This is a genomic window from Variovorax monticola (genome assembly GCF_051216855.1).
In the GTDB taxonomy this organism is placed as follows: Bacteria; Pseudomonadota; Gammaproteobacteria; order Burkholderiales; family Burkholderiaceae_C; genus Variovorax.
In genome coordinates this window covers 581,897-600,473 of the sequence record NZ_JBPJZP010000002.1, presented here as the reverse complement: position 1 = coordinate 600,473, position 18,577 = coordinate 581,897, and the positions used below count along the sequence as shown (strand labels likewise).

The window sequence follows — 18,577 nt, the reverse complement described above, 5'->3', positions numbered from 1 at the left end:
CCTCGCTCAGGCCTTCTTCGCCTTTTTCGCTTTCGGCAGTGCCGCCTTCTCTTCGTCGGCCATCGGCACGTTCGTGAAGCTCACGTTGCCCAGCCCCGTGCCGATGGTCAGCACGCCCCAGTGCTTCACGTCGCGCATGAAAGGCAGCTCGCTCAGGCCCTGCACCACGGCGTCGTTGTGCATCAGCACCAGCATCGGGTCGGCGCCCAGCGTCAGCATGCGGCGCCACACGGCGGTCGGCAGGTGGAAGGCATGGCTCTCCCAGTCGCCCGGCAGGTTCTGCGCGCCGCGCGCGATGGAGCCGTCGGGGCGAATGAGCCCCGGGCAGCCGATGCCGACGAAAGGCGCGAGCCGGATCTTCTTGCGCTCGCTGTAGCGCACCATGTCCATCAGCATGTCCGCGATGTGCTCGACCATGAAGCTGCGGTTCGGCCCCTCGTCGGCATGGCGCCATTTCACGCGCCGCACCACCTCCGCGCGCGAGAAATCCGGCGCCTTGCGGTAGCGCGTCTTCACGACGCCGCAGCGCACATTGGTGCCGCCGATGTCGACCGCCAGGATGGCGTCGTACTTGCGCAGCAAGGCCGGCGGCGTGAGGTGCACCCAGCCGATCAGGCCGCCGTCGTCCACGTTGTGCGAAAGCCGGCCCAGCTGCACGTGCAGGCCGAGCTCTTCGAGGATGGCGCCCGTCTGCAGCACGGCGCGCTCGCCCACGTCGCTTTCCGGGAAGCCGCCGCCGATGACGATGCGCTCGACCTTGTTCCACGAAGGCTGGCGCAGGAAGCGCTGGATCACCGAAGCCAGCTCCTCGGTGAACTCCTCGATCACGCCGTGCATCACGTCGCCGGCCTCGGAGTTTTTCTTCGCGGCCAGCACGCGGTCGAGCTGCTTCTTGCTCAGGTCGCGCGAGTGCATGTCGCCCCATGGGTCGGTGCCGCTCTTGCGGCGGCGCTTGCGCCAGCGCTCCAGCAGTTCCCTGAACGCGGTCTGGCTCGCCTGGTCGCCGACGAAGCCGTCCTTGTCGCGCAACTGCAGGCTGTAGCCCTCGACGTGCACGCCGGGGAGTTCGCGCAGGCCGTGCACGTCCGCGGCGGGCAAGGGGTCGGGGCGCTCTTGTGGAGCGGCTTCGGGCTTTGCGGGTGTGGACTTCATGAAACAGGATGATGCGCGCCCCACGCACCCGGGCGCATCGGTAGCGCGCACGACGGCGTGTAGGAGATTGGCGGGTACGCCGAACGGGATGTTGTCTATAAACTGCCCGCGATGCACCTGCCTCGCTGCCTCCGGTACCTTGCCCTGCTGCTCTCGCTGGCGCTGTGCGGCACACCTGCTGCAAACGCCGCCGACGACACCCTGCGCGTGGGCTCCAAGCGCTTCACCGAGTCGTACATCCTGGCCGAGCTGCTCGCGCAGACGGCCGCGCCGCACACCGCGTCGCCGCCTGTGGTGCGTCAGGGCCTGGGCAACACGGCCATCGTGTACGAGGCGCTGCGCTCGGGCGCCATCGACCTCTATGCCGAGTACACCGGCACCATCGCGCAGGAAATCCTCAAGGGCCAACCTGCGGACACGCGCGAGGCGATGAACGCCGCGTTGGCGCCGCTGGGCCTGGGAGTGGCGATTCCCCTGGGCTTCAACGACGGCTATGCGCTGGCGGTGCGCGCCGCCGATGCCGACAAGCTCGGGCTGCGCACGCTGAGCGACCTGGCGAAGCACCCCGAATTCAAGCTCGGCCTGTCGAACGAATTCATCGGCCGCGCCGACGGCTGGAAGGGCCTGGCGGCGCGCTACGGGTTCACCCAGGTGCCCAGCGGCCTGGACCATGGCCTGGCCTACGACGCGGTGGCGGCCAAGCAGATCGACGTGATCGACATCTACACCACCGACGCGAAGATCGACCACCTCGGCCTGCGCGTGCTGGAAGACGACAAGAAGTACTTTCCGCGCTACGACGCCGTGGTGCTCTACAAGCTGGACCTGCCCACGCGCCTGCCGCAGGCCTGGGCGGCATTGAAGACGCTCGAAGGCAAGGTCGACGAGCACGCGATGATCGCGATGAATGCACGCGCGGAACTGCAGAGCGTGCCCTTCGATGCGATTGCGCGCGATTTCCTGGCAAGCACCGGCAACGGCGGGAAGGCGCAACCGCAAGAGGCACGCCGCGGCTTCCTGGCCAAGCTGTTCGGCCCGGACCTGTGGAAGCTCGCGCGGCAGCACTTGCTGCTGGTGGCGTTGTCGGTGGGCATCGCGATACTGATCGGCGTGCCGATCGCGATCCTGGTGTTCCCGCATGTGCGAGTGCGCGCCGTGGTGCTGGGCCTGGCGAGCCTGATGCAGACGGTGCCGTCGCTGGCCCTGCTGGCGGTGCTGATCTCGATGCTCGGCGCCATCGGTGCCCTGCCGGCGTTGATCGCGCTCACGCTGTACTCGCTGTTGCCCATCATGCGCAACACGGTGACAGGCCTGACCGAAGTGCCCAACGGATTGCGGATGGCCGGCACCGCGCTCGGCATGACGCCACCGCAGAGTCTTGCGCTGGTGTTGCTGCCGCTTGCGTTGCCCACGTTGCTGGCGGGTGTGCGAACAGCCACGGCCATTGCCATCGGAACCGCGACCATCGCGGCCTTCATCGGCGCGGGCGGTTTCGGCGAACGCATCGTGACGGGGCTGGCCTTGAACGACCGCGAGCTGCTGATGGCGGGTGCGTTGCCGGCTGCGGCGCTGGCGTTGATCAGCGAAGGGGTCTTTGAACTGATCGAGTTCCTGATGCGCCGCAGCCGCAGGGCCCCGGCGGCTTAGACCTTCGCGAAGGCGAGCACACGCAAAAAAGCCCCCGGGCGGGGGCTTGCGAAACCTGGCGCCTCGCCAGGCTCAGGCCAGCGTGTAGGCCGTCTTCACCGTCGTGAAGAACTCCTGCGCGTACTTGCCCTGCTCGCGTGGGCCGTAGCTCGATCCCTTGCGGCCGCCGAACGGCACGTGGTAGTCCACACCGGCCGTCGGCAGGTTGACCATCACCATGCCGGCCTGGCTGTGGCGCTTGAAGTGGGTGGCGTACTTCAGCGAGGTGGTGGCGATGCCGGCCGAGAGACCGAACTCGGTGTCGTTGGCCGAGGCCAGCGCCTCTTCGTAGTTCTTCACGCGGATCACGCTCGCCACCGGGCCGAAGATCTCTTCCTTGTTGATGCGCATCGACGCAGCCGATTCGCTGAACAGCGCGGGCGAAATGTAGTAGCCGTCGGTCTCCAGCTTCAGCAGCTCGCCGCCGGCCGCCAGCGTGGCGCCTTCGCCCTTGCCGATGGCGATGTATTCCATGTCCTGGTCGAGCTGCGATTTCGACGAGACGGGGCCCACGTCCGTGCCCTGCGCGAGCGCGTCGCCCACCTTGATCTTCGCCATGCGTTCCTTCATGGCCGCGATGAACTTCGGGTAGATGCCCTCGGTCACGATGAGGCGGCTCGACGCCGTGCAGCGCTGGCCGGTCGAGTAGAACGCGCTCTGCACGCTGAGTTCGACGGCCTGCGCCAGGTCGGCGTCGTCCAGAATCACCTGCGGGTTCTTGCCGCCCATTTCGAGCTGCACCTTCTTGTGGTGGGTGACGCACTGGATCGCGATGTTGCGGCCCACGCCCACCGAGCCGGTGAAGCTGATCGCATGGATGCCGGGGTGCTTGACCAGCGCCTCGCCGATCACGCTGCCGCGGCCCATCACCAGGTTGAACACGCCAGCCGGAATGCCCGAGCGGCTGATGATTTCGCTCAGGGCCCAGGCGCTGCCCGGCACGAGGTCGGCGGGCTTCAACACCACGCAATTGCCGAAGGCCAGCGCGGGCGCGATCTTCCAGGCAGGAATGGCGATCGGAAAGTTCCACGGCGTGATGAGGCCCACCACGCCGACCGGCTCGCGCGTGATTTCCACGCCGATGTTGGGTCGCACCGACGGCAGCACCTCGCCCGACAGGCGCAGGCACTCGCCCGCGAAGAACTTGAAGATCTGGCCCGCGCGCGCGGCCTCGCCCATGCCTTCGGCCTTGGTCTTGCCTTCTTCACGCGCCAGCAGCGTGCCCAGCTCTTCCTTGCGCGCGAGGATCTCGGTGCCGATCTTGTCGAGCGCGTCGGAGCGCGCCTGGATGCTGCCCGTGGCCCAGGCCGGGAAGGCTGCCGTGGCGGCCGCTACCGCAGCGTCGACGTGGGCGGCGTCGCCCTGCGTGTACTGGCCGAGCACGTCGGACAGGTTGCTCGGGTTGATGTTGGCGCTGTAGCTTGCGCCGGCACGCCATTCGCCTGCGATCAGGTTGTCGAAGTTCTGCATGTTGTGTTCCTTTCAGTGCGATTCGCAAAGGGGCTGTTCATTCTGGGAATACCGCGGAGCCGGCTTTGCCGGGCCGCTGGTATTGCCCCCGGTAGGGGGTAGGAGGCCACACGAAGTGGGCAAGCCTGGGGGCGAGCTTTATCTGACCATGCATGGTTTCTTGTTGTCGAAGGTCCAGTTTGGAATCAGGTACTGCATCGCCTGCGCATCGTTGCGCGCGCCCAGGCCGTGCTTCAGGTACAGCTGGTGCGCCTTCTCGACCTCGGCCATGTCTAGCTCCACGCCAAGGCCGCCGCGCGTGGGCACCTTCACGAATCCGCCCTCGATCTGCAACGGTGCCTTCGTCAGGCGCTGGCCGTCCTGCCAGATCCAGTGCGTGTCGATGGCCGTGACCTTGCCGGGCGCAGCCGCCGCCACGTGCGTGAACATCGCGAGCGACACGTCGAAGTGGTTGTTCGAATGCGAACCCCAGGTCAGGCCCCAGGCCTGGCACAGCTGCGCCACGCGCACGGAGCCCTGCATCGTCCAGAAATGCGGGTCGGCGAGCGGAATGTCGACCGACTGCAGCGACAGGCTGTGCACCATCTCGCGCCAGTCGGTGGCGACCATGTTGGTGGCGGTGGGCAAGCCGGTGGCGCGGCGGAACTCGGCCATCACCTCGCGGCCCGAGAACACGCCTTCGGCGCCGCACGGGTCTTCGGCATAGGCCATCACGCCGTGCAGGTCGCGGCACAGGCGAATGGCGTCCTGCAGCAGCCAGCCGCCGTTCGGGTCGAGCGTGACGCGCGCCTGCGGAAAACGTTCGTGCAGCGCGCGGATGGCCTCGACTTCTTCCTCGCCGCGCAGCACGCCGCCCTTCAACTTGAAGTCGGTGAAGCCGTAGCGCGCATGCGTGGCCTCGGCCAGGCGCACGATGGCCTCGGGCGTCATGGCCTCTTCGTGGCGCAGGCGGAACCAGTCGTTGTCGGCGTTCGGGTCTGTCTCGTACGGCAGGTCGGTCTTCTTGCGGTCGCCCACGTAGAACAGGTAGCCCAGCATCTGCACCGCGTCGCGCTGCTGGCCTTCGCCGAGCAATGCGGCCACGGGCACCTCGAGGAACTGGCCCAGCAGGTCGAGCAGCGCGGCTTCCACGGCCGTGACCGCGTGGATGGTCACGCGCAGGTCGAAGGTCTGCTGGCCGCGGCCACCGCTGTCGCGGCCGGCGAAGGCGCTGCGCAGGCTGTTGAGCACCGCGTTGTGCCGGCCGATGGGCTGGCCGACGATGAGGCTGCGCGCGTCTTCCAGCGTCTGGCGGATCTTCTCGCCGCCGGGCACTTCGCCCACGCCGGTGCGCCCCGCGCTGTCCGTCAGGATCAGCAGGTTGCGCGTGAAGAACGGGCCGTGGGCGCCGCTCAGGTTCATGAGCATGCTGTCGTGGCCCGCGACGGGGACCACGCGCATGGCGGTGACGGTGGGGGTCTGGCTTGTGCTCATGGGATCACACGCGAACGGCCTGGCGGGCCAGCAGCTTCCAGCTGCCGCCCTGCTTCTGCCACACGCCCAGGATCTTCAGCGCGACCTTGCCGGGCTTGCCCGCGTCGTTGGTGTCGGCCGCGAGCGAGTGGCGCACGATGGCGGTGTTGGCGTCGACCACCTTGATGGTCTGCTCGGTGATGGCGATGGTCACGAAGTCGGACTTGCCGTCCATCAGGTCGGCGATGAAGCTGGCCTTGGTGTCGACCTTGCCGGCGGAGTGGCCGTAGCTCAGGTCGTCGGCCACCAGCGCGCCTAGCGACGCGGCGGTCGGGTCGATCATGGCGATGCGCAGGCGCTCGGCGGCGGCGGCCACCTCGGGTTGCGCCGAGGCGGTGCTGCCCGCGGGCATCATCGCGCAGCCCGAGAACATCGCGGCCGCGGCGGCCACGAGGAAGAACTTCTTGATGGACATGGTGTGTTGTCTCCGTTGTCGTTGTTCTCGCCGCGGCGGCTTACTGCGGGCCGAGCGCGTCGATCAGCGCCTTGAGCTGTTCCACTTCGGCGGGCTTCAGGTCGGTGAGCGGCGCGCGCACAGGGCCGGCGTCGTGGCCCACGATCTTCGCGCCCGCCTTCACGATGCTCACGGCGTAGCCCGGCACGCGGTTGCGCAGCTCCAGGTAGGGCATGAAGAAGTTCTTCAGCAGGTGGTGCTGCGTGGGCAGGTCGTCGGCGGCGACGGCCTTGTAGAAGTCCATGGCGGTCTTCGGAATGAAGTTGAAGACGGCCGACGAATACACCGGCGTGCCCATGGCCTTGTAGGCCGCGGCATAGACCTCGGCCGTGGGCAGGCCGCCCAGGTAGGCGAAGCGGTCGCCCATGCGCTGGTAGATGGCGACCATGGCCTCGATGTCGCCGATGCCGTCCTTGAAGCCGACCAGGTTGGGGTTGCGCTCGGCCAGGCCGGCCAGGGTTTCGGGCTTCAGCCGGCTGGAGGCGCGGTTGTAGACGATCACGCCGAACTTCACGCTCTTGCACACGGCTTCCACGTGCGCGGCCAGGCCTTCCTGGCCGGCTTCGGTGAGGTAGTGCGGCAGCAGCAGGATGCCGTGCGCGCCGGCCTTCTCTGCCGCCTGCGCGCACTGGATGGCAAAGCGCGTCGGGCCGCCGGCACCGGCAATGATCGGCACCACGCCGCGGCAGGTGTCCACCGCGGTCTTGATGATGCCGGGGTACTCCTCGCCGGTCAGCGAGAAGAACTCGCCCGTGCCGCCGGCCGCGAACAGCGCGCTCGCGCCGTAGGGGGCGAGCCATTCGAGGCGCTTGACGTAGCCCTGCGCATTGAAGTCGCCGTTGCTGTCGAAGTCGGTCAGCGGAAACGAGAGCAGGCCGGAGCCCATGATGGTCTTGAGTTCTTGGGGGTTCATGGGGAAGAGTCCTGTGAAGATTTGAAGAATGAATGAAAGGGGTGGAGGCTGGAAGGGGCCGCTCAGTCGAGCTTGACGTTGGCCTCTTTGATGACCTGCGCCCAGCGCGCACGCTCCTTGGCGAAGAACTGGTCCTGCTCGGGCGAGGTCATGGTCACCACCTCGGCGCCCTGGCCCGCCAGGCGGGCACGGATGTCGGGCGTGCGGATGATGCGCACCAGTTCGCGGTTGAGCCGCGCGACCACCGCGTCGGGCACGCCGCGCGCCGCGACCACGCCCTGCCAGGTGCCCGACTCGTAGCCGGGCGCGCCCTGCTCCGCGATGGTCGGCACGCTGCCGATCAGCGGCATGCGCGTGGCCTTGGACACGGCAATCAGCTTGAGCTTGCCCGCCTGCACCTGCGGATAGGTGGCGAGCATGCCGTTCATCAGCACCTGCGTCTGGCCCGAGACGGTGTCGAGCACGGCCTGCACGCCGCCCTTGTAGGGCACGTATTCCCACTTGGCGCCGACCTTGCGCTGCAGCTCGATGCCGGCCAGGTGCGCGGTGCTGCCGCTGGCGGTGACGGCGAAATTGAAGTCGCTTTTCTTCGACAGCTCGACCAGTTCCTTCAGCGTGTTCGCCTGCACCGAGGGGTGCACCACCAGCAGGTGCGGCGAGTAGGCCAGCATGGCCACGCTGCGCAGGTCCTTCGACGGATCGAACGGCAGCTTGGGGTACAGCGACGGGCTGATGGCCAGCGCGCCCAGGTCGCACAGCATGAGGGTGTAGCCGTCGGCCGGCGCCTTGGCCAGCAGGTCGGCGCCCAGGTTGCCGTTGGCACCCGCACGGTTGTCGATGATGACCGACTGGCCCAGCGCCTCCGACAGCGGCTGGCTGATGGAGCGCGCAATGATGTCGGACGAGCCGCCCGGCGGGTACGGAACGATGAGCTTGATCGGCTTCAAGGGCCAGTTGGTGCCCGCGCCTTGCGTGCCCTGCGCTGCTTGCGCGAGGGCCCGCACGGGCAGGCTTGCGGCCAGTGTCGTGGCGAGTGCTGCGCCCAGTGCGCCGCGTCGGTTGATGCTCATGCTGTCTCCTGATTGTTCGATGAAGTCGCGGCCTCGCCCGTCCCACCGGGTGAGTTATCAGTCATCGTACAACTAGAAAAACAACTTGTCCAGATTGGCGGCCAAGAAATTCAGCGAACAGTCGAATGGGGGTTGTCGGGCGAAGACGACGCTGGCGCGCCCTGACCGGCCGCGGCGTCGGCCTTCGCTTTCTGCTGCGCGGCTTCCTGCGCCATGCGCAGCCGCTCGCGGCTGTTGGTCAGGTGGATGCGCATGGCCGCGCGCGCCGACTCGGGGTCGCGCCGCGCGATGGCGGCGTAGATCTCTTCGTGCTCGCGGTTCACGCGGCTCAGGTAAGGCGCCCCGCCGCCCTCGTGCGTGCGAATGGCGCTGATGCGCGTGCGCGGAATCAGCGTGGTGCCCAGGTGCCGCATGATGTCCGCGAAGTACGGGTTGCCGGTCGACTGCGCGATCTGCAGGTGGAAGCGAAAGTCGGGCCCCACGGTGTCGCCGGCCACGGCCACGTTCTTCTCGAAGTCGTCGAGCGCCTGGCGCATGGCCACGAGCTGTTCGTCGGTGCGGCGGGTCGCGGCAAGCCCGGCCGATTCGGTTTCCAGGCTGATGCGCAGTTCCAGCACGGCCAGCACGTCGACCGAGGCCGCGATTTCGCCCGGATCCAGGCGAAACACCCCGCCGGAGCGCGGCTGCAGCACGAAGGTGCCCACACCGTGCCGGGTCTCGACCAGCCCGCCGGCCTGCAGCTTGGACAGCGCCTCGCGCACCACGGTGCGGCTCACGCCGTAGGCCTGCATGATGGCCGACTCGGTCGGCAGCTTGTCGCCCGGGCGCAGCGACTGGTTGCGGATCTTGTCGCCCAGGTCGTCCACCAGCCCATGCGCCAGGCCCCGGGCACGCGGGCGCGGCCGGCCCACGAAAGCGACACCCGCCCCGGCGCCCCCGGCGGCTTCTGCCGGCGCTTCTGATACCGAGGGATTACCCGCAATCGACTGAACCATGGCCACGATGATAATCCCCCACTAGTTGTACGACAACAGATAACTCATCACTCAATTCCTTCGACGCCGTCTTTCCACGCCCTGCGGCGACACCGGCTGCCGGCCCGACGGCAAGCAGCCTGACCACATCACGAAACTCTCAACGGACAAGCAACGATGGACGCTTCGAACCAAAAACTCAACCGGCTGCTGCTGACCGGCGCGGCCGGCGGCCTGGGCAAGGTACTGCGCGAGCGCCTCAAGCCTTATACAGAGGTGCTGCGCCTGTCGGACATCGCGTCGCTGGCGCCGCCCGCCGATGCGCACGAGGAAGTCGTGCCCTGCGACCTGTCGGACAAGGCGGCCGTGCATGCACTGCTGGAAGGCTGCGACGCCATCGTCCACCTGGGCGGCGTGTCGGTGGAGCGGCCTTTCGAGGAAATTCTCGAAGCCAACATCAAGGGCATCTTCAACGTCTACGAGGCTGCGCGCCGCCATGGCGTCAAGCGCGTGGTGTTCGCCAGCTCCAACCACGTGATCGGCTTCTACAAGCAGAGCGAGCACATCGACGCGCACGCCGCGCGCCGGCCCGACGGCTACTACGGCCTGTCGAAGTCCTTCGGCGAGGACATGGCGCAGTTCTACTTCGACCGCTGGGGCATCGAGACCGTGAGCATCCGCATCGGCTCCTCGTTTCCCGAGCCGCTCAACCGCCGCATGATGAGCACCTGGCTGAGCTACCGCGACCTGACGACGCTGATCGAGAAGTCGCTCTTCACGCCCGACGTGAAGCACACCATCGTCTACGGCATGTCGGACAACCGCGACGTGTGGTGGGACAACAGCGCCGCCGCGCACCTGGGCTTCGTGCCGCAGGACGGCTCCGAAGTGTTCCGCGACAAGGTCGAGCAGCAGCCCCCCGTGGCACCGACCGACCCGAACGCCGTCTACCAGGGCGGCGCCTTCACCGCGCAAGGGCCGTTCGGCGATGCCAGCTGAACTCGTCCTCGACGCGCGCAACGGCACCGGAGAAAGCCCGGTGTGGCATGCCGGGGAGCAGGCGCTGTACTGGGTCGACATTCCGGCGCGCACGCTGAACCGCTGGCATGCGGGCGAAGGCCATGCAAAGTGGACGGCGAACGAAATGATCGCCTGCATCGCCCCGCGTGCCGACGTGCCCGGCGAATGGATCGCCGGCATGGAAAGCGGCCTCTTCTCGCTGAAGCCGCAGGCCGGCGGCACGCTCGCCGCGACGTCGTTGGCACCGGTCGAACACGCAGCGCCGGCCATGCGCTTCAACGACGGCCGCTGCGACCGCCAGGGTCGTTTCTGGGCCGGCACCATGCTGCTGGACATGGCGGCGGGCGCACGTGTCGGCCGCCTCTACAGCCATGGCAAGGGCGACCCCAAGGCAACCCAGCGTCTCGACGATTTCATCGTGCCCAACGGCCTGGCCTTCAGCCCCGATGGCCGCACGATGTACCTCTCCGATTCGCATCCCACGGTGCAGGCCGTATGGGCCTTCGACTACGACACCGACAGCGGCACGCCAAGCAACCGCCGCCTGTTCGTCGACATGAAGCCCCTGCCCGGGCGCCCCGACGGCGCGGCCATGGACACCGACGGCTGCTACTGGATCTGCGGCAACGACGCGGGCCTGGTGCACCGCTTCACCCCTGAAGGCCGGCTGGACCGCTCGCTCGAAGTGCCGGTGAAGAAGCCCGCCATGTGCGCCTTCGGCGGCCCGGCGCTCGACACGCTGTTCGTCACCTCCATCCGACCCGGCGGCATCGACCTGTCGGACCAACCACTGGCCGGCGGCGTGTTCGCGCTGCGGCCCGGCGTGCAGGGCCTCGCGGAGCCCGCTTTCGGCAGCTGACCCTGTTGTTCATCCGCTGCGTTTTCTTTTCATCCACCGAGGAGCCATCAAAAATGAAATCACTACAAATGAAGAAGCTGTCGGGCCTGATCGCGATCGGCCTGATCGCCCTCACGGCAAGCAACGTCACCATGGCGCGAACCTTCCGCTCCGCCGAGGTGCACGCCAAGGACTTCCCGACCAACCAGGCGGTGAAGTTCATGGGTGAAGAATTGTCGAAGGCCACGGGTGGCAAGGACAACATCAAGATCTTCGCGGACAGCTCGCTGGGCTCGGAGAAGGACACGGTCGAGCAGGTGAAGATCGGCGCGCTCGACATGGTGCGCGTGAGCAGCGCGTCGTTCCACGGCATCGTGCCGGAGTCGGTCATTCCGTCGCTGCCCTTCCTGTTCCGCGACATCGAGCATTTCCGCAAGGCCATGTACGGCCCGGCCGGCGACAAGGTGCTGGCAGCGTTCGAGAAGGCCGGCTTCATCGGCCTGTGCATGTACGAAAGCGGCGCGCGCTCGGTGTACGCCAAGAAGCCGATCAAGTCGGTCGCCGACATGAAGGGCCTGAAGATCCGCGTGCAGCCGTCCGACCTGATGGTGAGCCTGGTGAGCGCCACCGGCGCTTCGCCCACGCCCATGCCCATCGCCGAGGTCTACACCGGCCTGAAGACCGGCCTGGTGGACGCCGCCGAGAACAACTACCCCTCGTACGAAGAAGCCAAGCACTTCGAAGCCGCGCCGGTCTACTCCGAGACCATGCACGTCATGACGCCCGAGGTGCTTGTGTTCTCCAAGAAGATCTGGGACACGCTCACCAAGGAAGAACAGGTCGCGATCCGCAAGGCCGCCAAAGACTCGGTGCCCTACTACGTGAAGCTGTGGGAACCGCGCGAGAAGGACGCCAAGGCGGCCGTCATCAAGGGCGGCGCCAAGATCGTCGCGGCCGCAGAGATCGACCGCAAGGGCTTCGTCGAAGTCGAGAAGCCGGTGTGGGACAAGTTCGCGACCACGCCGGAGCAGAAGGCGCTGGTTCAAGAGATCGTCAACATCAAATGAGGCCCACGGTCTTGCGCCCTCCCCCGAAGGGGGAAGGGGCAAGGCAGGAAATTCATATGCACTTGCTGACCCACTTGAACGCACGGCTCTCCCGCTGGGCGATGTACGTCGCATGCGTGTGCCTTGTCGGCCTGCTCGGCGTCGTCGTCTACGGCGTGGTGCTGCGCTACGTCTTCAACGACGCTCCGCCGTACGTCGAGCAGGTCGCGCTGCTGCTGGTGATCTCGGTCGCCATGTTCGGCGCTTCCGCCGGCGTGCGGGACGCCGGCCACATCGGCCTCGACTCGCTGGTGAAGGCGCTGCCGCCGAAGCTGCAGTTCTGGTGCAAGGCGCTCGTCTATGTGCTGACCATCGGCTTCGCCGTCGCATTGTTCGCAGGCGGCGCCGAGATGGCCGCGTCCACGCGCGAATCGACGATTCCCACGCTGGGCATGTCGGAGGCCGTGCGCTACGTGCCGGTTCTCTTCGCGGGGGTGTTGATCACCCTCTTCTCCATCGAGCACCTGGCTGCTCAGTTCACAGGCCAGAAGGTCGTTCCATCATGGCATTGACAGTGCTCTCGCTGAGCTTCGTGCTCTTCCTGCTGCTCGGCATGCCGGTGGCCTTTGCCATCGGCCTGAGCTGCCTGGCCACCTTCGCGTTCGAGGGCCTGCCGTTCGAGACCGCCATCCAGATGATGGTGTCGGGCATGAACGTGTTCTCGTTCCTGGCCATTCCGTTCTTCATCTTCTCGGGCGAGCTGATGCTGCACGGCGGCATCGCCGACAAGATCGTGGCCTTCGCACGCAGCCTGGTGGGCCACTGGAAGGGCGGCCTGGGGCTGGCCAACGTGGTGGCATCGACGCTGTTCGGCGGCGTCTCGGGCTCGCCGGTGGCCGACACCTCGGCCATGGGCGGCGTGATGATCCCGATCATGAAGCGCGAGGGCTACAGCGCGGCCTATGCGGTGAACGTGACGACGCATGCGTCGCTGTCGGGCGCGCTGATGCCGACTTCGCACAACATGATCATCTATGCCTTCGCCGCGCAGGCCGCGGTGGGCACCATCGACGGGCACATCATCAAGGGCGTGTCCATCGGCGACCTGATGTTCGCGGGGCTGATCCCGGTGTTCTGGATCATGGTGTGCATGCTGGTGGCCGCCTACTGGCAGGCCGCCAAGCACGGCTACCCGAAGCGCACCGACGGCAGCACGATGGTCGAGCGCTTCCCCGGCTGGGGCATGGTGGCCAAGACCTTCCTGGCCGCGATTCCCGGCCTGATGGTGATCGTAATCATCCTGGTGTGCGTGATGAAGGGCGTGGCGACAGCCACCGAGGCGGCGGCCATCGCGGTGACCTACTCGTTGCTGCTCACGGTGGTGGCCTACCGCACGATGACGCGCGAGAAGCTGTTCAAGTCGCTGGCCAAGGCCTCGAAGACCACCGGCGTGATCCTGCTGCTGATCGGCGTGTCGAACATGCTGCGCTACCAGATGGCCTACCTGGAGATTCCGGACGCCATCGAGACGGTGCTGCTGGCCGCGACTTCGAGCCCCTGGCTGATGCTGCTGTACATCAACATCATCCAGATCTTCCTGGGCATCTTCCTGGACATGGCGGCGCACATTCTCATCACCACGCCGCTGTTCCTGCCGCTGGCCATCCAGATGGGCGTGGGCCCGGTGCAGTTCGGAATGATGCTGCTGCTGAACTGCGCGCTGGGACTGGTGCATCCGCCGGTGGGCACGGTGCAGTTCATCGGCTGCGCCATAGGCAAGATATCCATCGGGGAGGCGACGAAGACCGCCTGGCCCTACTATCTGGCGATCTTCATCGCCATCACCCTGGTGACCTACGTGCCGGCCTTCTCCACCTGGCTGCCCACGATGCTGACCGGCCACAAGGTGCTGTAAGCAACAAAGGTCCTCACGATGAGCAATGCCGTCCCCGGAGCCTCGCCGCTCTACATCCGCATCCACGCCAACGACAACGTGGCCATCGTCGCGAACGACGGCGGCCTGAAGGCCGGCGCGGTGTTCGCCGACGGACTGGTGCTGGCAGACAACGTGCCCCAGGGCCACAAGGTGGCGCTGGCCGACCTGGCCGAGGGCGACGCCGTTCGCCGCTACGACGTGGTGATCGGCTATGCCCTGAAGGCGCTGCCGCGCGGCAGCTGGGTGCACGAGCGCGTGATGCGCATGCCGACCGCGCCCGGGCTCGACGGCCTGCCCATCGCCACCGTCAAGCCCCCTGCCCTGCCCCCGCTCGATGGCTACACCTTCGAGGGCTACCGCAATGCCGACGGCTCGGTGGGCTCGCGCAACATCCTGGCCATCACCGAGACCGTGCAGTGCGTGGCCGGCGTGATCGACTTCGCGGTGCAGCGCATCAAGGCCGAGTTGCTGCCCAGGTACCCGAACGTGGACGACGTGGTCGGGCTGGCCCACAGCTACGGCTGCGGCGTGGCCATCGACGCGCCCGACGCCATCGTGCCGATTCGCACGCTGCGCAATATCAGCCTGAACCCGAACTTCGGCGGCGAGGTGATGGTGGTGAGCCTGGGCTGCGAGAAGCTGCAGCCCGAGCGGCTGCTGCCACCGGGCAGCATTCCGATCGTCGACCAGCGCGGCGAGCCGCAAGCCGATGCGCCGCTCGACGTGGTCTGCCTGCAGGACGACGAGCACATCGGCTTCATGTCGATGATCGACGCCGTCATGCGCCAGGCCGAGGTTCACCTGGCGCGCCTGAACGCCCGCCGCCGCGAAACCGTGCCCGCCAGCGAACTGGTGGTGGGCGTGCAGTGCGGCGGCAGCGACGCCTTCTCGGGCGTCACCGCCAACCCCGCCGTGGGCTTTTGCACCGACCTGCTGGTGCGCGCCGGCGCCACCGTGATGTTCTCGGAAACGACCGAGGTGCGTGACGGCATCGACCAGCTCACCTCGCGCGCGTCCACGCCCGAAGTGGCCGCGGCCATGATCCGCGAGATGGCCTGGTACGACGCCTACCTGGAGAAGGGCCGCGTCGACCGCAGCGCCAACACCACGCCCGGCAACAAGAAGGGCGGCCTGTCGAACATCGTCGAGAAGGCGATGGGCTCCATCGTGAAGTCGGGCTCGGCGCCCATCACCGACGTGCTCGCACCCGGCGAGAAGGCCACGCAGAAGGGCCTGATCTACGCGGCCACGCCGGCCAGCGACTTCATCTGCGGCACGCTGCAGCTGGCCGCGGGCATCAACCTGCATGTGTTCACCACCGGCCGCGGCACGCCCTACGGGCTGGCCGAAGTGCCGGTCATCAAGGTGGCCACGCGCAGCGACCTGGCGCGCCGCTGGCACGACCTGATGGACGTGAACGCGGGCCGCATCGCCGACGGCGAAGCCAGCATCGAGGACGTGGGCTGGGAGCTGTTCCGCCTGATGCTCGACGTGGCCAGCGGCCGCAAGAAGACCTGGGCCGAGCACTGGAAGCTGCACAACGCGCTGGTGCTGTTCAACCCGGCGCCGGTCACCTGACACACACCCACACACCCACCCGGAGCAACGACATGGAAGACCTCAAGGACAAGACCGCCCTCGTCACCGGCGCCAGCACCGGCATCGGCGCGGCGGTGGCCATCGCCTTCGCGGCGCGCGGCATGCGCGTGGCGGTGCACTACAACAGCTCGGTCGCCGAAGCCAACGAGGTGGTCGAGACCATCCGCGCGGCGGGCGGCGCGGCGGTGGCCGTGAAGGCCGACGTGCGCGACACGGGCGCCATCCGCGACTGCGTGAAGCAGACGGTGGACGAGTTCGGCCGCATCGACGTGCTGGTGAACAACGCCGGCAGCCTGGTCAAGCGCGTGCCCATCGCCGAGTTCGACGACGCGCTGTTCGACGAGGTGATGCACATCAACGCGCGCTCGGTGCTCGCGTACTGCCGCGAGGTGGTGCCGCTGATGCGCGCGCAGGGCGGCGGCAACATCATCAACGTGACCTCGGTGGCGGCACGCACCGGCGGCGGTCCGGCCGCGTACCTGTATGCGGGCGCGAAGGGCTTCGTGAGCACGGTCACGCACGGCCTGGCGAAGGAACTGGTGGGCGAGCGCATCCGCGTGAACGCAGTGGCCCCGGGCGTGATTCAAACGCCCTTTCAAGACCGCTTCTCGACGCCCGCGATGCTGGAGAACTTTCGCGCCGGCATTCCGATGGGCCGCCTCGGCACGCCCGAGGAATGCGTGGGCGCCTTCCTGTACCTGGCCTCGGAGCAGCTCTCGGGCTACGTCACGGGCCAGGTGCTCGAGGTGAACGGCGGGCAGTACATGCCCTGACGCGCAAGGACAGCGAGGAAGCCCGAAGAGGAAAAAACCCGGGGCTGCAGGATCAGATCAACAACGGAGACAAGACATCATGAAAAGAAGCCAATTCGTTCGCGGCGTGGCCGCCCTCTCGGCCACCGCGGCCCTGTCGCTCGGCCTGGCCGCACCGGCCGCCGCGCAAGCCGAGTTTCCGAGCCGCACCATCGAGCTGCTGGTGCCCTACCAGCCCGGCGGCGGCACCGACGGCCTGGCGCGTGCCTTCTCGGAGGCCAGCCGCAAGCACACCTCGCAGAGCATCGTGATCGTCAACCGCCCCGGCGCGGGCGGCGCCATCGGCTGGACCGAGGTCATCAACGCCAAGCCCGACGGCTACAAGCTCGCGGTGCTCACCGTGGAACTGCTGACGCTGCCGCACCTGGGCCTGGCCAAGTTCAACTACGACGACTTCCAGCCCATTGCGCAGCTCAACGCCGACCCCGCCGCCATCACGGTGAAGGCCGACGCGCCGTGGAACACCATCGAGGAGTTCCTGGCCGCCGCGAAGAAGTCGCCCGAGAGCGTGCGCGTGGGCAACTCGGGCAACGGCTCGATCTGGCACCTGGCGGCCGCGGCCCTCGAGGACAAGACCGGCGCCAGGTTCGGCCACATTCCGTTCCAGGGCGCCGCACCCGCGGTGCTGGCGCTGCTGGGCGGCCACATCGAGGCCGTGGCGGTGAGCCCGGCCGAGGTCACCACGCACGTGCAGGGCGGAAAGCTCAAGGTGCTGATGGTGATGGCCGACAAGCGCGTGAAGGGCTTCGAGAAGGTGCCCACCGCCAAGGAGCGCGGCATCGACCTGTCGATCGGCACCTGGCGCGGCCTCGGCGCGCCGAAGAACACGCCGCCCGACGTGATGGCCAGGCTGCGCGAGATCACCGCGAAGACCGCCGCCGAGCCGCTGATGCACGAGGTGATGGACAAGCAGAACCTGGGCTACGTCTACACCGACGGCGCGGTGTTCAAGGAAACGCTGGCCAAGGACAACGTGTACTTCAAGCAGCTCATCACCAAGCTGAACATCAAGCCATGAACCTTCCCTCCGTGAAAGCAACGGTGGCGTCGCTGTTGTGCCTGGCCGCCATCGGCCCGGTCTCGGCCGCGACGTGGGTCTACGTGGCCAACGCCGACAGCCAGGACATCTCGGTGCTCGAGCTCGACCGTGCCCAGGGCACGCTCAAGCCGGTGCAGACGCTGAACGTCGGCGGCACGGTCATGCCGATGGTGGTGAGCCGCGACAAGCGCGTGCTGTACGCCGCGTTGCGCTCGCAGCCGTTTCGCGTGACCGCGCTGGCGATCGACGGCGCCACCGGCCAGCTGCGCAAGCTGGGCGAGGCGCCGCTGGCCGACAGCATGGCCAACATCGACCTGGACGCCACCGGCAAGTGGCTCTTCGCGGCCTCCTACCAGGGCGGCAAGATCTCGGTCAACGCCATCGGCAAGGACGGCGCGGTGGGCGCCATCCAGCAGCTGATACAGACCGGGCCGAACGCGCACGCCATCCATGCGGACGCGAGCAACCGCTTCGTGCTGGCCACCAGCCTGGGCGGTGACAACGTGTCGAGCTGGCGCTTCGACGCGGACAAGGGGCTGCTGTCGCCCAACGATCCGCCGTTGACGAACACCGTTGCCAAGTCGGGCCCGCGCCACTTCGTGTGGGACAAGGCGCAGCGCCACGTCTACCTGCTCGACGAGCTCGATGCCGCGCTGCACGTGTACGCCTGGGACGCCGCGCGCGGCACGCTCAGGCTCGAACAGAGCACCACCACGCTACCCGCCGGCTTCACCGGCAAGCCCTGGGCCGCCGACCTGCACCTGACGCCGGACGGGCGCTACCTGTATGCGTCGGAGCGCACGTCGAGCACGCTGTCGGCCTTCAAGGTCGACGTGGCCACGGGCCAGCTGCAGCCGCTGGGCCAGACCCCGACCGAGAAGGGCCCGCGCGGCTTCGCGATCGACGCGACCGGGCGCTACCTGATCGCCGCGGGGCAGGAATCGAACGGCATCTCGCTGTACGCCATCGACGCCGACACCGGCGCGCTGGGCAAGCCGCAGCACCTGGACGTGGGCAAGAACCCGAACTGGGTCGAGATCGTCGACCTGCCCTGAC

At 67.6% G+C, this 18,577-nt stretch carries 17 protein-coding genes; 10 read left to right on the top strand and 7 right to left on the bottom strand.

All coding sequences use genetic code 11. From position 1 onward, the window contains the following. Positions 1 to 6: 6 nt before the first annotated feature. Complete coding sequence (locus ACSFA5_RS08105) at positions 7 to 1,152, bottom strand: ROK family protein (protein WP_435443512.1); 1,146 nt, start codon at positions 1,150 to 1,152, stop codon at positions 7 to 9. 111 nt (positions 1,153 to 1,263) lie between these two features. On the opposite strand from ACSFA5_RS08105, the gene ACSFA5_RS08100 reads away from it, so the two are divergent. After that, positions 1,264 to 2,799, top strand: coding sequence for an ABC transporter permease/substrate-binding protein (locus ACSFA5_RS08100; RefSeq protein WP_435443511.1), 1,536 nt, complete (start codon positions 1,264 to 1,266; stop codon positions 2,797 to 2,799). A gap of 72 nt (positions 2,800 to 2,871) precedes the next feature. Here the strand turns inward: ACSFA5_RS08100 and ACSFA5_RS08095 are convergent, their stop codons facing one another. The 6 genes from ACSFA5_RS08095 to ACSFA5_RS08070 form a co-directional block, all read right to left on the bottom strand. Beyond that, positions 2,872 to 4,308 carry an aldehyde dehydrogenase family protein gene (locus ACSFA5_RS08095; RefSeq protein ID WP_435443510.1) on the bottom strand — a complete coding sequence of 479 codons (1,437 nt, stop codon included), beginning with the start codon at positions 4,306 to 4,308 and terminating at the stop codon, positions 2,872 to 2,874. A 138-nt stretch (positions 4,309 to 4,446) separates the two neighbouring features. Next, positions 4,447 to 5,781, bottom strand: a complete 1,335-nt coding sequence (gene gudD, locus ACSFA5_RS08090; protein ID WP_435443509.1) for a glucarate dehydratase — start codon at positions 5,779 to 5,781, stop codon at positions 4,447 to 4,449. A gap of 4 nt (positions 5,782 to 5,785) precedes the next feature. Next, entirely contained in the window at positions 5,786 to 6,235 is a 450-nt protein-coding gene (locus ACSFA5_RS08085) for a nuclear transport factor 2 family protein (RefSeq protein ID WP_435443508.1), read from the bottom strand. A gap of 40 nt (positions 6,236 to 6,275) precedes the next feature. Then, positions 6,276 to 7,187, bottom strand: coding sequence for a 5-dehydro-4-deoxyglucarate dehydratase (kdgD, locus tag ACSFA5_RS08080; RefSeq protein WP_435443507.1), 912 nt, complete (start codon positions 7,185 to 7,187; stop codon positions 6,276 to 6,278). A 62-nt stretch (positions 7,188 to 7,249) separates the two neighbouring features. Continuing rightward, complete coding sequence (locus ACSFA5_RS08075; RefSeq protein ID WP_435443506.1) at positions 7,250 to 8,257, bottom strand: Bug family tripartite tricarboxylate transporter substrate binding protein; 1,008 nt, start codon at positions 8,255 to 8,257, stop codon at positions 7,250 to 7,252. A 110-nt stretch (positions 8,258 to 8,367) separates the two neighbouring features. Next, a complete protein-coding gene (locus ACSFA5_RS08070) occupies positions 8,368 to 9,252 on the bottom strand; it encodes a FadR/GntR family transcriptional regulator (protein ID WP_435444079.1) in 885 nt (294 codons plus the stop codon). A 156-nt stretch (positions 9,253 to 9,408) separates the two neighbouring features. Between ACSFA5_RS08070 and ACSFA5_RS08065 the strand changes: the two genes are divergently transcribed. The 9 genes from ACSFA5_RS08065 to ACSFA5_RS08025 all read left to right on the top strand — a co-directional run bounded on the left by ACSFA5_RS08065 (position 9,409) and on the right by ACSFA5_RS08025 (position 18,576). After that, complete coding sequence (locus ACSFA5_RS08065; RefSeq protein WP_435443505.1) at positions 9,409 to 10,230, top strand: NAD-dependent epimerase/dehydratase family protein; 822 nt, start codon at positions 9,409 to 9,411, stop codon at positions 10,228 to 10,230. Continuing rightward, positions 10,220 to 11,110 carry an SMP-30/gluconolactonase/LRE family protein gene (locus tag ACSFA5_RS08060; RefSeq protein ID WP_435443504.1) on the top strand — a complete coding sequence of 297 codons (891 nt, stop codon included), beginning with the start codon at positions 10,220 to 10,222 and terminating at the stop codon, positions 11,108 to 11,110. The genes ACSFA5_RS08065 and ACSFA5_RS08060 overlap by 11 nt, the downstream gene beginning before the upstream one ends. 53 nt (positions 11,111 to 11,163) lie before the next feature. Then, complete coding sequence (locus ACSFA5_RS08055) at positions 11,164 to 12,156, top strand: TRAP transporter substrate-binding protein (protein WP_435443503.1); 993 nt, start codon at positions 11,164 to 11,166, stop codon at positions 12,154 to 12,156. 56 nt (positions 12,157 to 12,212) lie between these two features. Further along, complete coding sequence (locus ACSFA5_RS08050; protein ID WP_435443502.1) at positions 12,213 to 12,707, top strand: TRAP transporter small permease; 495 nt, start codon at positions 12,213 to 12,215, stop codon at positions 12,705 to 12,707. After that, positions 12,698 to 14,050 carry a TRAP transporter large permease gene (locus ACSFA5_RS08045; RefSeq protein WP_435443501.1) on the top strand — a complete coding sequence of 451 codons (1,353 nt, stop codon included), beginning with the start codon at positions 12,698 to 12,700 and terminating at the stop codon, positions 14,048 to 14,050. The genes ACSFA5_RS08050 and ACSFA5_RS08045 overlap by 10 nt, the downstream gene beginning before the upstream one ends. 18 nt (positions 14,051 to 14,068) lie before the next feature. Next, complete coding sequence (garD, locus tag ACSFA5_RS08040; RefSeq protein ID WP_435443500.1) at positions 14,069 to 15,649, top strand: galactarate dehydratase; 1,581 nt, start codon at positions 14,069 to 14,071, stop codon at positions 15,647 to 15,649. Positions 15,650 to 15,681: 32 nt separating this feature from the next. Then, complete coding sequence (locus tag ACSFA5_RS08035) at positions 15,682 to 16,443, top strand: SDR family NAD(P)-dependent oxidoreductase (protein ID WP_435443499.1); 762 nt, start codon at positions 15,682 to 15,684, stop codon at positions 16,441 to 16,443. Between the two features lie 79 nt (positions 16,444 to 16,522). Then, positions 16,523 to 17,500 (top strand): tripartite tricarboxylate transporter substrate binding protein, encoded by a 978-nt coding sequence (locus ACSFA5_RS08030; RefSeq protein WP_435443498.1) that lies wholly within the window; start codon positions 16,523 to 16,525, stop codon positions 17,498 to 17,500. After that, entirely contained in the window at positions 17,497 to 18,576 is a 1,080-nt protein-coding gene (locus ACSFA5_RS08025; protein WP_435443497.1) for a lactonase family protein, read from the top strand. The genes ACSFA5_RS08030 and ACSFA5_RS08025 overlap by 4 nt, the downstream gene beginning before the upstream one ends. Position 18,577 lies beyond the last annotated feature (1 nt).